The organism is Paraflavitalea sp. CAU 1676 (genome assembly GCF_029223285.1).
Taxonomy (GTDB): Bacteria; Bacteroidota; Bacteroidia; order Chitinophagales; family Chitinophagaceae; genus Paraflavitalea.
Map to the genome: position 1 here is coordinate 885,923 of NZ_JARHUJ010000001.1, position 14,195 is coordinate 900,117.

The following is a 14,195-nucleotide window of genomic DNA, read 5'->3' on the forward strand; positions in this document are numbered from 1 at the left end:
AATAATCTTTACAATATAAATACCTAGCCATGAATTGGTCAATCATCCGCACACAGGTGCTGGTGGCAGGGCTCTTTTTTGCCCTGCCCGTCACCGCCCAGCAAACGCTGGAAACCTATCTAAAAAGAGGGCTCGATAGTAACCTGGCCCTCCGCCAGCAGTCATTCGATCTGGAGAAAGCCCGGCTCGATCTCCGGCGCGCGCAATCCCAATTTTATCCGCAAGCCAATATTGCTTCGCAGTATACCCTGGCGCATGGCGGACGAACGCAGGATATCCCGATCGGCGACCTTCTCAACAACGTGTACTCGACCCTCAATGAGCTCACGTCATCCGGTAAGTTCCCCCAAGTGCAGAACCAGAACATCACCTTTCTGCCCAACGATTTTCATGACACCAAATTGGAAGTGACCATGCCGGTCGTGAACATGAACATCCGGTACAATAAGCAGATCAAAGAAGAACAGATCAAGACCCGGCAGGCAGGAGTAGAAGTGTATAAGCGCGAGTTGGTCAAGACGATCAAACAGGCGTACTATCAATACCTGCAGGCCGACCGCTCAGTGGCTATTTACAACAACGCTTTATCACTCGTGCAGGAAAATCTGCGCGTTAGTGAAAAGATGGTAGCGAACGGAACTGCAACCAAAGAAGCAACCCTGCGCGCCAAAGCCCAGGTAAGCCAGGTACAGGCTTCCGCGATAGAAGCTGCCAACAACCGGCAAAATGCCGCTGCCTATTTCAATTTCCTGCTCAACCAGCCGCTCGAAACACCGGTGGGCACCGATAGCTCGATAGCCGAACAATTTACGAACCAATTGACCGTATCAACCGAGGTGCCGGCCGCCCGCGAAGAGCTCGCCCAGCTTAAGAGCACACAACGGGTGCTTAACACCAGTTTGAAGATGAACAAGTCGTACCTCATTCCCAACCTCAATGCCTTTTACAACATCGGCTTCCAGGGCTTCGGGTTCAGGTTCAACAGCGATCAGTTCTACCAGTTAGGCGGCCTGCAATTGCAATGGAGCCTGTTCCGTGCCAACGACAACAAATACAAGATACAGCAGTCGCAACTCGATCTCGACGCGGTAGCCAACCAGTACCGGGAGGTAGAGCAGCAACTTACGCTGCAGGTGCGCACCGCTTACAACAATTACTATTCGGCCATCAAATCGATGCAGGCCCTGGCCGATGAGGTGTACAGCGCGCAGGAAACTTACCGGCTCACCGAAAGGCGGTTCCGCGAAGGGCAGGCCCTTCAACTGGAATTGATCGATATACGAAGCCAACTCACCAACGCACAGATCAGGTATTCACTGGCCCAACTGGCCGTATTGACAAGGGCCGCCGACGTAGAGCGCGCCACAGCATCCTATAAATTCTAAAATAATTGTTTATGAAAAAGATATTCCACTCCTTCCGCTTCCTCATCATTATGGCAATAGCATTTACTGTTGCCCGTTGCAACGAAGAAACCAAGGCCATTACCCAACCTGTAGCCGACAACGCCATCACCGTCAAACTGCAACCGGTAACAGATACCACGTACGCTCCGGTATTAAGATATTCCGGCGCCATCGCTTCTAACAGCGAAGCCACCCTATCCTTCAAAACAGGGGGTATCATTTCACGCATCTACGTAAAAGAAGGCGACCATGTGTTAAGAGGTCAAATTCTCGCCACCCTCGATATGACGGAGATCAATGCCCAGGTACAGCAGGCAGCGCAAGGTGCCGAGAAAGCCGAGCGGGACGCTAAGCGGGTGAAGAATCTTTACAATGATACCGTAGCGACGCTGGAACAATTGCAGAACGCCACTACTCAACAACAGATATCTTCTGAAGGACTGCGCATTGCCCGTTTCAACCAGCAATACGCTCAGATCAGGGCCACTGAAAACGGCACCATCCTCAAGAAGATCATGAATGAAGGCGAACTGGCTGCACCGGGGGCCCCCGTCTTCTTCGTCAATGGCAACGCCGGCAGCGATTGGGTAATACGCTTCGGTGTGTCCGACAAAGACTGGGCAGTACTGCGCCTCGGCAATAAGGCGGAAGTTTCGCTGGATGCCTATCCCCACCAACCGTTCACCGGTATTGTGTCAAAGATCGCCGAAGGCGCGGATGCGGCCAATGGCACTTATGAGATAGAAGTAAAAGTGCTGCCGAACGGAGTACGCTTTGCTACCGGCCTGTTTGGTGTGGTGCAATTGCAGCCATCCACCTTGCAGCGTGTAACCCTGATCCCCATAGAAGCCTTGGCAGAAGCCGATGGTAAATCAGGGTTCGTGTATACAGTCGGTAAGGACCAAAGAACCGTGCAACGTCATGCGGTATCCATCGCTTTCCTGGAAAAAGACAAAGTGGCCATCGTAAAGGGGTTGGATAATGTGCAGCAGGTGATCACCGATGGTGTAGGGTACCTCACGGAAAAGTCGGTCGTAAACGTGATAAAATAAGCAGCAAGACTGCGCGCTCCGGATGCTACATATCTCTTTTTCGGCAGCGGCGGGCAGGCAGGTAATCAATTATTAAAAAACGAATCATGAAAATAACCGACTTCTCCGTCAAAAACTACCAGTTCACCCTGATCGTGTTCGTGATGATGATCGCGATCGGATTGAACTCTCTATTCAATATGCCCCGTGGTGAAGATCCTGATATGGAAGCACCACAGTTCTCGGCCATCGTAATCTATCCCGGTACCAGTCCGCGCGATATGGAAGAACTGGTGGTAGACCCCATCGAGAAAAAGCTCAATGAGCTGGATGATATCAAGAAACTGGTCACACGCATCGATGACGGACTGGCCGTGATCCGTATCGAGTTCAAATACGAAACCGATCCCGAACGCAAATACCAGGATGTGGTGCGCGAACTCGATGGCTTAAGGCCCAAACTTCCGCAAGACATCCTGAGTATGGAAGTGCAGAAGTTTACTCCCTCGGATGTGAACATTATGCAGATAGCGCTCATGAGCGAAACTGTGCCCTACAAAGACCTCGAAGAGTGGAGTAAGGAATTGAAGGAGCGGCTCGAAAAAGTTAAGAGCCTCAAGAACGTGGATAACTGGGCATTTCCGCAGCAACAGGTGCGCATATCCCTGCACCTCGAAAAGTTGGCCCAAAACAAGATACCACTCAACAAAGTGTTAGGAGCTATACAGAGCGAGAATGTCAACATTCCCGGCGGCAGTATAGAAATGGGGGAGAAGAAATTCAACGTCAAAACAAGCGGCGACTACAAGACCATCGAAGAAATTAAGAATACCATCGTCAGCAATGCCAATGGAAACCTGGTGTACGTAAGGGATATTGCCGAAGTGGCGTTCGATTATGAAGAACAAAGCTATATGGCCAGGCTTAACGGCAAACGAGGGGTGTTCGTAGTAGCCAGCCGCAAAACTGGCACCAATATTTTCGCCGTGGAAGAACAGGTAAAACCGGTGCTGGAACAGTTTCAGAAAGACCTGCCTAAGAACATTGCTTATGAACAGAGCTTTGATAATGCGGATAGTGTGCGCAAACGTTTAGGGGGCTTTACCCGCGATTTCGGCATCGCTATCTTTCTCGTATTGCTGACTTTATTGCCGCTGGGATTCAGGGCTTCGCTGGTCGTGATGATCTCAATTCCGCTGTCGCTGGCCATCGGACTTTTCCTGCTCGATATGTTTGGTATTACCATCAACCAACTGAGTATTGTGGGCCTCATCGTGGCGCTTGGTTTGCTGGTTGATGACAGTATTGTCGTAGTGGAAAATATCGAGCGGTACCTGCGCATGGGATACAGCAGAAAAGACGCAGCCATGCAAGCCACCAAGCAGATCGGGCTGGCGGTGCTCGGTTGTACAGCCACCTTGATCTTTGCCTTCCTGCCCCTGATGTTCCTGCCCGAAGGAGCGGGCGATTTCATCCGCAGTTTGCCCGCTGCAGTAGTGACCACGGTGCTGGCTTCGTTGCTCGTGTCTCTCACCATCGTACCGTTCTTATCGAGCCGCATTTTAAGCCCGCATCATAATCCGGAGGGCAACTGGTTTCTGCGTGGGTTGAAACGCTTTATAGGTGGCTCTTACCGCCGCCTGCTGCACAGCGCTATTGCGCATCCTGTTATCACCTTGTTGGTGGCAGGCGCCATATTCGTGGGCAGCCTGGCCCTGGTGCCAGTAGTTGGGTTCAGCGTATTCCCTGCTTCGGAAAAGCCGATGTTCATGGTGAATATTGAAACGCCGTTGGGCACCAGTCTGGCCGCCACCGATAAAGTGGCCCGGTATGTAGAACAGGAGATTAAAAGTATTCCCGATCTTAAGAACTATGCTACCAACGTAGGCCATGGTAACCCGCGCATTTATTACAACGTTATACCTCAAAATGAAGCCAGCAACTATGCCCAGTTGTTTGTGCAGCTGAAGGAAACACCACCTGCTGAAAAGATCAAACTGATTGATCAGTTGCGCAGCAAGTTCAAAAACTATCCCAATGCAAAGATCGAGGTAAAGGACTTTGAACAAGGCCCGCCGGTAGAAGCACCTGTCGCCATCAGGTTGTTTGGGGAAAACCTCGATACCCTGCGCGCGCTTTCCTTTCGCGTGGAAGACCTGCTAAAAAAGACACCGGGCACCATGTACGTAAACAATGAACTAACGACGTTGAAGACGGATGTAAAGATCAAAGTGAACAAGGATAAAGCCGGCATGCTGGGCGTACCGGTCAACGAAATAGACCGCTCCGTACGCATGGCCATTGCAGGGCTCAATATTGGCACCTTCCGGAAAGACAATGGAGACGAATACAATATCAATGTAACCTTGCCCCGTGGCGATCACCAAACCATCGAAGCCTTGCAGAAGGTGTACGTAAGCACCACCGGCAATGTGCCCGTGCCCCTGAGCCAGGTGGCCGATATTCAATTCCAGGCCTCGCCTACCAGCATTAAGCACTACGATAAGGACCGCTATACCGTAGTAACAGCTTTTGTACAAAGTGGATTCAATACCACGAAGGTCACGGAAGGGGTGTTGAAGGAACTTGATGCCATGAAGTTTCCTGCCGATACCCATTATGTGGCGGCGGGTGAAGTGGAGAGCAAGCAGGAAAGTTTCGGTGGATTGGGCACCATCGTCCTCATCACCATCTTTGGCATCCTGGGCATCCTGGTGTTGGAGTTCAAGACCTTCCGGGGAACATTGATCGTGTTGTCGGTAGTGCCACTCGGCATCATTGGGGCCGTGTTGATACTGCTGGCCACAGGCAATACTTTCTCTTTTGTTGCGGTGATTGGTCTCATTGCCTTGATCGGTATCGAAGTAAAGAATTCCATCTTGCTGGTCGATTATACCGATCAGTTGCGCAAGCAGGGAATCGCGCTGAACGACGCCATCCAGGAGGCCGGCGAAACCCGCTTTGTGCCCATCATCCTTACCACGCTTACAGCAATAGGTGGACTGCTGCCGCTGGTGCTGGAAAACAATCCGCTGTATACCCCGCTCGCGCTGGTGATCATCGGTGGGTTGATCAGCTCAACCCTGCTCACCAGGGTGGTTACGCCTGTGCTGTACAAATTGCTGGCGCCAAAGGTTGAGATCGATAAAGAAGTGGCTGCCGCTCCTGCAATCGTTTAAAAGTTGAAGAATAGGCGCTCGTATACCTGAAAGCGAAAACGTCAATCACATGGCTGTGGTTGACGTTTTCTATTAATGGTTAATGACGCCAGCTTCGGGTACTGCTTAGTTCAGCTTGGTTTTCGCTGTATCTCCTTTCAGGTGTTTGTCGAGGAATTGAAGGATCTGTCCATACCCTTTGATCTCATTCTCTTTCTTTACGAAACCATGACCCTCATCGGGAAACACCACATACTCCACCGGTACATTATTCTTCTTAACAGCTTCTACAACTTCATCGCTTTCAATTTTCAGCACCCTTGGGTCGTTGGCGCCCTGCAAAACCATTAAAGGCTTTTTAATATTGCCGGCATGGAGCAGGGGAGAGAATTGTTTGAGGCGAAGCGTATCAGCGGTATTGGGGTCACCGATCTCTTCATACAGGGCCTTCTTGAACGACTCCCAATAAGGAGGAACCTCTTTAAGGGTACGCAGCCAGTTGGCCACCCCAAAGAGATCGACACCCGCCTTGAACTCGTCGGGTTGAAAGCACAAGGCTGCCAGGGTCATATAGCCGCCGTACGACCCGCCAATGATGCCAATCTTGGTGCTGTCGATATAAGGCAAGGACGCCAGGTGTTTTTTACCCCACACGCAATCCTGCAGGTCTTTTTCTCCATGGTTGCGGTTATCCATCTTGAAGAAGGTTTTGCCATAGCCGCTGCTGCCGCGGTTGTTTACGGCGAGGATGGCGTAACCATGGTTGACGAGGTATTGGATCAGCGAGAAATAACCAGCCCTCGACTGTCCGCCGGGGCCGCCATGCACCCATACAAGGGCAGGCACTTTATTATCGGCGCTGGCCTGCTGGGGCTTGTAATAGATGGCGGGAATCTCGAGTCCGTCAAACGATTTGTAGCGTACAATTTCTGCCGGCACGAGGTCTTCTTCTTTGATATCCGGTGCCAGCGTATTGGTGAGTTTCTTCAGTTCTTTGGTGCCGAAGTCGTAGATGTAAATATTGTTGGGCGATTTGGAGTTGCCTACCGTTAACCGCATTTTGTTTTCACTGCGCGAGATATTCACGCTTTGAACATCTCCGTCATCCAGTTTGGGAAAATCAACGGCTTTGCCGGTTTTGTGATCGAAGATGTAAAGTTTGTTCTTGCCATCTTCATTAACGCCGATCACGCGGTATTTTTCATTGTACGAAAGGTACATGTACATCACATCCCAGTTGGTGCTGTACAGCTTTTCTTTATTGCCCGTAGGTATATCATACTTCACCACATACTGGTACTCACTGCCTTCGTCGGTGAGGTAATAAAGTGTATTGTTATCCATCGAAAACTGAAGCGGTGAATTACTGCTGGGTATGCTATCCCTGTTGAGCAGTTTCGTTTGTTTGGTTTGCTGATCGGCCAGGTAAAGATTGGTAGAAGAGGTAGTAATGGTTTGTACCAGGGCCAGGTATCTTTCGTTGTCGGATAAGGCGCCCACATCAAACCCGTTATCATTTTTGTAGATCATGTGCGGCTTCCAGGTGCCGGTATCCATTTTATACAGATCGAAGAAACGCGGATCACGTTTGTTGCTGTTGTAATAAAAGGCCTTGTTATCGCGGCTCCATCCATAGAAGCCGGCTTTCTCCTTGGCGCCTGGCGTAAGGTCCTTTATGCTGCCATCGGTCTTTTGCAGGAAGAGGTGATCGTTCTCATTGCCCCCTTTGTCGGAGCTATAGATAAAATTGTTGCTACCGGGTACGTAATCATTACCGAAGATGCTTTCTTTGGCCGAGGTAGTAAGGGCCTTTTTGTCGCCGGTGGCGATATCGATCTCATAGGCATTGTAAATGCCGCTTTCATTGCTGCTCACCAATAGCTTCTTGTCATCAGTCGAAATGGAGCCGCCGCCAACGTTGGTACTTTTGTAGAATTGTTCGATGGAGTATTGGGCAACCTGGCGGGCTGCGGGCGCTTTATCAGCCGCCTGTTCATCATTGCAAGCCGCGAGGCAGCCGGCAACGGCCACCACGAGAAGGTGTCTTTTCATATCCAGATAAGTTTAGACACAGAAGGTAATGAAATTAACCGGGCGGGAAATGGGTATAATTATGGACGGCAAAGAAAAAGGGAGGCCCCTTTAAAGACCTCCCCGTAAGGTAAGCACTTGACTCTATTGGTATGTACGGAGTGTTGCTGCAATTGGATTGCCAGGGGGAAATTAATTTTTGCCCCCTGTAGCTTATTTATTCCGGGCTGCCTGCCGGTCGTCAGCCTGCTTGCCGCCACTGCTGCCAAATTGGAATTCGCCCACCAGGATCCCTTCCTGTCTCGATCCTTTTTCCATTTGCAGGGTGATCAGTTTACGCTCCTGGCGCCCATCGGCATAGTGGGTGTAGATTTCTGCCATCACGGTTGTAGGGCCACTGAACTTAAACTGCTGGTCGCCATAATAATTCACCTTTACCAGGTATTTGCCATTGGCAGCTTTCTTTAGCAGGAACTGCTCGGGACCATACCCACGTGTAAAGTCTTTGGAAATGCGGCCACCGATCAGTGTTTCCTTGTGGCTGTAGTAACAGGTTTCCTGGTTGGGGTCGGTAACCCAGAGGTCCATATCGGTATCGTTCTTATTCCAGTTAAGCACCACCCGGATGTCGGTAGGCATGTTATGGATCAGTTTGGGATCGATGCGGGTAAGGTTGAGTTTGCTCTTGTGTAAACTGATCAGTTGGTTGATCTCGGTCACAATGATCTCTTCAATGCCCATGTACATGCCATTGGAGCTTTCGCTATAATTCTTTTGCAGGGCGGTGTACAGGGTGTCGACTGCCTGTTGGTACAGGCCGGCATCGGCCAGGGCCAACCCGTAGTCACGGTAACTATGCGGCTCCATCGGTCTCCATTGCAACACTTTTTTGAACACAGCTACTGCTTCTTCATAAGCGCCTGCCTCCCGTAGTTTATAGCCCAGCAGTTTGTACAGCTCATGGTTTTCAAGGTCGATCTCGGCCATATTGGTGAGGATCTGTAAACCTGTCAAAGTATCTTCCGAGCGGAAGAAGAAATTGGCCATATCATAGTAGAACGTAGGAGTATACAGGTATTCTTTTCGTAAGGTGAGATAGGCCGCGTACCGGTTAGCAGCTTTCTCTTTGGCGATGGCCTGCAGGTAGGCGCGGTCGGGCGTCCATTGTTTGATGTCGATGCTGGTGAGGATTCTTTTAGTGCCGTCGGGCTCATTGATAACCTTATCGTCTTTTGCGAGATTGCGTTCAATGGCATCATCATTCCGCAACGCGCGTGTTTTGTTGTCGGCTACTTGTACTCCTGGCACACGGCCCGCCAGCGCAGTAGGCAGATCCTGGTTGTTGTTTGCAGGGACCGTTTGCGCGCTGACGGAACCCAACATGGCACTTTTTTTAGCGATGCCATAACCCACTACCACCACTTCCTCCAGGGATTCGCGCGCAGGGGCTGCTTCCCGCTCTACTCCGACGCTGTTACGTTGAGCGACAACACGATTCTCTTTTCTTCTGATAGCGTTATCCTGCGTGGTAATGGGCTGGGGCGCCGGTGGCGTTGGTCGTGACTCCGCCTCTGCAGGTTTTATCGGCTTAGGCGTAACCTGGGCTACAAAGCTCCGCTTCCACCAGGTGACCAGGGTATTCAATTGCTGCAAGGCATTGGCGAGCGTTAATTGCTGCTGACTTTCGCGGCGGGCAATTTGTTGCTTCATGATACGGTCATACTGGTCTCTTAATTCTGCCGGCGGTTCAATCTCGTACCGCACATAATCGTTCACCGTTTCCAGCACGATCAGGGAAGTGTTCCTGGTAACGATCGAGAATTGCTTGCCCAGGAAAGTGATCATATCCTTATGCTGTTCGTATTGTACATCCAGATCGCCGATCTTCTTTTGCGCCCATACACGACCCAGGTTTACCAGGTCGGTAGCCTGCTGCTGAAAATTAAGCGCTATTGTTTTTTCGGAGGTTACCGTTTTCCCATAGCCGAACAGCAGGGTGATCGTGGCCGTTGGTTCGGTCGTCATACCAGCGAGCGAAAATTGGTGTACGATGGGTTTGGGCAGCGAAGGATAGGTTTCGCTGATGGCCCTGTTGGGTTTGATGCCCAGGAACTGTAGGGACTGTTGGGTGAGGAGGGGAGCAGCCTCACCGGGCTTCAAAACACCCAGGTTGATGAACGCGCCGCCGGTCTTTTGTGCGATGTATTGTAGTTGCGAGAAGTCGGACTTCGGTGATGAGCTGATCGCATATACAGGTTTATTGGGTAAAGGGATATCCTGTATGCTTAATGATGACATGCCATCGCTGAACAATAAGTATTCATCGCTGGCCGGATAACTGATCCGGCTGAAGTTGGTACCGCCGTCGTAGGTCAATTGTTCAATGGCTTTCCTGAGCGTAGACCAGTCGCCATTGGTAATGCGGTACGACCCAACTTTCCGGAAGCCATTGTTGATGGTGGTGAGGTGGATGGTCAGGTTCTTGTTATAGTCGATGTACTTATCGAGCAGGTCCAGTTCTTTTTTCGTTTCGCGATTGAGGCCGCTGAGCGATGCGTCCCAGATAACGGTAGCTTCATCGACTTTGGGCTTGTCGCGTTTATCCTGTTTGGGAAAGCAATTGACGAGAAAATAATAATTGCCCCCCGATTCCTGCATCATCACACCCAGGTGATCGGCAGGTTGCGGAATGGTAAAGCTGAGAGAATGCTCTGGTAAGAAATGCTCTTTTTTAAGGGAAGCATTGTAGTTGTTATTCCAGGCTTTGAACTGCAGGTCATCACCCGGTTCTTCCTCTATATCGGGTTTAAGCGCCTGCTGCACCACAGATATATCCAGCTTGAACAGGTCGATAGGCCGTTTATAATCCATTGGCAGGTGATAACGCAATTGCTGTTTGCCGGTGACCATCAATTCTTCTTCATAAGCGATGAGAATGGTGCGGCTGCCATGGGCCGGAATGGGGTAGATGCGGGTGCGGAAATTATTGCCTTCCACACGCTCCAGTAAGCCAGGGTCTACCCGTTGCCTTTCGATTTCTTCAAAGACCTGCGTGGCCCTTTCTTTTTCCACCGGCACGGCTTCCCGCATGCGACCGTTGATGTCGAGTGCATAACGGCTTACCGAAATGCCTTCGGGCATCGGAAACAACAGTTCTCCTTCCAGTATACGGCTGTTCTTGTTGGTAAAGGTCATTTCCATCGTGGTGGTGGCGATGGTGCCCGCCACTTTTACATCGATAGACAGTTTACTGAGGAACACATTGGGGTCTTCTTTATCGTTGATCTTGAGTTGAGGCAGCTGGGCCCGGACAATAGAATGGCATGCCATGCAGATGACCAGCATGACCACGCCGCAGCGTGTTCTTGACTTCATAATTGGTGCGTTTGTTATTAGATGCAGGGAGGGGAGGAATTACACAATTGCTGCGGATGTTTCTTTGGCAGGCAGTGCCCTATTCCCGCCAGCGGCCCCTTGCCAATACAGAATGGAGCCCGGCATCAGGCTCTACAAACGCTTGGGCCGTCAGGCTGCCGCCCGACGGCCACTAAAAGGCCACTGGGTATATAGCCGGAACCCTATAGATATACACGGCCCAGGGCGCTTTTAGTGAACCCTTAGTGAACTCTCAGTGAACTCCCAGTGAACTATCAGTGAACTAAGGACGTCCCCCAGGCGGACCTGACTCGTCCTAAAATAACTATGTCTTGTACTGGAAAAGCTTTACAGGTGGGTAGTTTGATACTGGGAGGGCTTACAGTCGTTCAAAATGATACGGATATAGCTTTACAGTCTGTCAGATTGTACGGATGAAGCTTTATAGGGCTGAGCCCCTGGCGAGCGCCTGTAATAGAGATCGCACCTTCCCCCCAACCGCCACCCGTTGCCGGATCGGCGCCCATTGGCCTAGAAAGGAGGGTTGTGGTCTTTGGATGATGTCGACCTCATCGTCGTCTGGCGAAGGTTTGATCGTTCTCTGGTCACTCTCTGATCAGGTCGTGAGTACTCTCTGAGTAGTTCCCGGGGAAGGGCAAAGGAAGTCCGAGGGAAGTCCGAGGGAACTCCGGGGGAATGGCGAGCCAACAGGTCTCAAATGCAGGCTGAACGCGGGTTTTTACCAAATTGAAATGGCGGATGCAAGCCCATGGCGGGTTTGCTCGAAATGAAGAATCTAAAAAGTGCGGAGATGTTCATGAAATGAAGGGATCAATGATCCCTTCAGTAATTTACGAAAAAGCCCGGGATCCGCGCCGCAAAGGCCTCTTTAACTTCAAGAAAATAGAGATCCTCTCCACCCAATCCTCCCTGCTCAAAATAGACCCCCTTGGCCCTGCACGGGGCCTGCGAATGCCTTACCACCCCGCGTAAGGCGGCAAAACACCTTGTTTCAAATTAATGCACTCAACACCACCGCCATTTGCAGGTGTTTACCGCGCCCAAGACCTGTCCCTCGCCCCTTTTGGCTTTTTTTGACTTTATCCACGGATTGCTCGGTATTGTGTAAGTGATTAATATCCAATTATTAATGCAGTCAACCCATTCACGGGAGGCCTCGGTTATCCCCACCCTTTTTTATTTCTTGCATTCTATATACAAGTTTTCTATTCCTCCCTTACCTTTGCGGCCTGAAAAGACCCCCTGTTAAAAGGTGGTTAATAAAACAAATACATTCTTAAAACATATGGCAAACGTTGGTAAGATCAAACAGATCATCGGCGCGGTAGTGGATGTGCAGTTTGAAGGAAAGCTCCCTGAAATTTATAACGCATTGGAACTGAAAAGACCAAATGGCGATACCCTGGTACTGGAAACACAACAGCACCTTGGTGAAGACAGCGTACGCTGTATCGCGATGGATGGTACAGAAGGTCTGGTTCGCGGCCTGCAGGTAATTGATACCGGCGCTGCGATCGCAATGCCCACAGGTGACGCCATCAAAGGCCGTCTCTTCAACGTAACCGGCGATCCCATCGATGGTTTGCCAGCTGTTCCTAAGCAAGGTGGCCGTCCTATCCACAGCAAGCCCCCTGCTTTCGAAAACCTCAGCACTTCTACCGAAGTACTGTTCACCGGTATCAAAGTAATTGACCTGATCGAGCCCTACGCAAAGGGTGGTAAGATCGGTCTGTTCGGTGGTGCGGGTGTAGGTAAAACCGTATTGATCCAGGAGCTTATCAATAACATCGCCAAAGCATATTCCGGTGTATCCGTATTTGCTGGTGTAGGTGAAAGAACCCGTGAAGGAAATGACCTGATGCGTGAAATGATCGAAGCCGGTATCATGAAGTACGGCGACGCATTCAAGCACAGCATGGAAGAAGGTGGCTGGGACCTCAGCAAAGTTGACCTCAACGAGCTGAAGGAATCAAAAGCAACCTTCGTGTTCGGTCAGATGAACGAACCTCCCGGCGCCCGTGCCCGTGTGGCCCTCTCTGGTCTTACCATCGCCGAATACTATCGTGATGGCGACGGACAAGGCAAAGGACGTGATATCCTCTTCTTCGTAGATAACATCTTCCGTTTCACACAAGCTGGTTCCGAAGTATCTGCCCTGTTGGGTCGTATGCCTTCGGCGGTAGGTTATCAGCCCACCCTCGCTACCGAGATGGGTGTGATGCAGGAGCGTATCACTTCTACCAAGAACGGTTCAATCACTTCCGTACAGGCGGTTTACGTACCTGCGGATGACTTGACCGACCCCGCTCCGGCTACAACCTTCGCTCACCTGGATGCCACAACCGTATTGAGCCGTAAGATCGCTGACCTTGGTATCTATCCTGCGGTTGACCCGTTGGATTCTACCAGCCGTATCCTTACTCCTGCCATCGTAGGGGAAGCTCACTACAAAACAGCTGACCGTGTTAAATTGATCCTCCAGCGCTATAAAGAATTGCAAGATATCATCGCGATCCTCGGTCTCGATGAGTTGAGCGACGAAGACAAGCAAACAGTAGCACGTGCCCGTAAAGTACAGCGTTTCCTTTCTCAGCCTTTCCACGTAGCTGAGCAGTTCACTGGTCTGAAGGGTGTACTCGTTCCGATCGAAGAAACCATCCGCGGTTTCAACATGATCATGGACGGTGAAGTAGACGAATATCCTGAAGCAGCTTTCAACCTCGTAGGTACCATCGACGATGCTATCGAGAAAGGTAAGAAACTGTTGGCTCAGGCTCAGGGATAAATTGTTGTGTATTCCGGACCAGGTGAGCCACGGTAAACGAAAACCGCATCCGGGTCCGGAATTCCAAATTCAAAACGCGAAACATGAACTTAGAGATATTAACTCCCGAACGTAAGCTCTTCAGCGGCGATGTTTATGGTGTTCAGCTGCCGGGTATCTCCGGTTTGTTTGAAGTGCTCAACAGGCACGCGCCGTTGGTAAGCGCCCTCAAAGCCGGCCGTTTGAAAGTACTGAAGGACAAAACCAACGACCAGTTGTTCTATGATATCCAGGGTGGATTTGTAGAAGTGCTCAATAACAAAGTAACCGTACTGGTAGAAGGCGCTACGCAGATAGAAGGATAATCAAAACCGCTTCGGTTAATTAAGATAGTAGGTCCCCCCGCATT

At 50.6% G+C, this 14,195-nt stretch carries 8 protein-coding genes; 6 read left to right on the plus strand and 2 right to left on the minus strand.

Annotation, left to right across the window (positions count from 1 at the left end; translation table 11 throughout):
• Nucleotides 1-29: 29 nt before the first annotated feature.
• The 3 genes from P2H89_RS03620 to P2H89_RS03630 all read left to right on the plus strand — a co-directional run bounded on the left by P2H89_RS03620 (nucleotide 30) and on the right by P2H89_RS03630 (nucleotide 5,616).
• On the plus strand, nucleotides 30-1,385 hold the full coding sequence (locus P2H89_RS03620) for a TolC family protein (protein ID WP_275825138.1): 1,356 nt from the start codon (nucleotides 30-32) through the stop codon (nucleotides 1,383-1,385).
• A gap of 11 nt (nucleotides 1,386-1,396) precedes the next feature.
• Nucleotides 1,397-2,458, plus strand: a complete 1,062-nt coding sequence (locus P2H89_RS03625) for an efflux RND transporter periplasmic adaptor subunit (protein ID WP_275825139.1) — start codon at nucleotides 1,397-1,399, stop codon at nucleotides 2,456-2,458.
• Between the two features lie 86 nt (nucleotides 2,459-2,544).
• Nucleotides 2,545-5,616, plus strand: a complete 3,072-nt coding sequence (locus P2H89_RS03630; RefSeq protein WP_275825140.1) for an efflux RND transporter permease subunit — start codon at nucleotides 2,545-2,547, stop codon at nucleotides 5,614-5,616.
• Between the two features lie 105 nt (nucleotides 5,617-5,721).
• Here the strand turns inward: P2H89_RS03630 and P2H89_RS03635 are convergent, their stop codons facing one another.
• Together P2H89_RS03635 and P2H89_RS03640 are read right to left on the minus strand one after the other, a co-directional pair.
• The gene (locus P2H89_RS03635) at nucleotides 5,722-7,647 is read right to left on the minus strand and encodes an alpha/beta fold hydrolase (RefSeq protein WP_275825141.1); all 1,926 of its coding nucleotides are present in this window, start codon (nucleotides 7,645-7,647) and stop codon (nucleotides 5,722-5,724) included.
• A 192-nt stretch (nucleotides 7,648-7,839) separates the two neighbouring features.
• On the minus strand, nucleotides 7,840-11,001 hold the full coding sequence (locus tag P2H89_RS03640) for a VIT domain-containing protein (RefSeq protein ID WP_275825142.1): 3,162 nt from the start codon (nucleotides 10,999-11,001) through the stop codon (nucleotides 7,840-7,842).
• Between the two features lie 834 nt (nucleotides 11,002-11,835).
• On the opposite strand from P2H89_RS03640, the gene P2H89_RS03645 reads away from it, so the two are divergent.
• From P2H89_RS03645 to atpC, 3 genes are all read left to right on the plus strand, one after another.
• Entirely contained in the window at nucleotides 11,836-11,994 is a 159-nt protein-coding gene (locus tag P2H89_RS03645; RefSeq protein ID WP_275825143.1) for a hypothetical protein, read from the plus strand.
• Nucleotides 11,995-12,307: 313 nt separating this feature from the next.
• Nucleotides 12,308-13,807: a F0F1 ATP synthase subunit beta gene (atpD, locus tag P2H89_RS03650; protein ID WP_275825144.1), complete on the plus strand. Its 1,500-nt coding sequence runs from the start codon at nucleotides 12,308-12,310 to the stop codon at nucleotides 13,805-13,807.
• Between the two features lie 83 nt (nucleotides 13,808-13,890).
• Nucleotides 13,891-14,151: an ATP synthase F1 subunit epsilon gene (gene atpC, locus P2H89_RS03655; protein WP_275825145.1), complete on the plus strand. Its 261-nt coding sequence runs from the start codon at nucleotides 13,891-13,893 to the stop codon at nucleotides 14,149-14,151.
• Nucleotides 14,152-14,195 lie beyond the last annotated feature (44 nt).

Coding starts and splice junctions, on each gene's coding strand:
- P2H89_RS03620 (WP_275825138.1), top strand. CDS start 30: ATGAATTGGTCAATCATCCGCACACAGGTGCTGGTGGCAGGGCTCTTT.
- P2H89_RS03625 (WP_275825139.1), top strand. CDS start 1,397: ATGAAAAAGATATTCCACTCCTTCCGCTTCCTCATCATTATGGCAATA.
- P2H89_RS03630 (WP_275825140.1), top strand. CDS start 2,545: ATGAAAATAACCGACTTCTCCGTCAAAAACTACCAGTTCACCCTGATC.
- P2H89_RS03635 (WP_275825141.1), bottom strand. CDS start 7,647: ATGAAAAGACACCTTCTCGTGGTGGCCGTTGCCGGCTGCCTCGCGGCT.
- P2H89_RS03640 (WP_275825142.1), bottom strand. CDS start 11,001: ATGAAGTCAAGAACACGCTGCGGCGTGGTCATGCTGGTCATCTGCATG.
- P2H89_RS03645 (WP_275825143.1), top strand. CDS start 11,836: ATGATCCCTTCAGTAATTTACGAAAAAGCCCGGGATCCGCGCCGCAAA.
- atpD (WP_275825144.1), top strand. CDS start 12,308: ATGGCAAACGTTGGTAAGATCAAACAGATCATCGGCGCGGTAGTGGAT.
- atpC (WP_275825145.1), top strand. CDS start 13,891: ATGAACTTAGAGATATTAACTCCCGAACGTAAGCTCTTCAGCGGCGAT.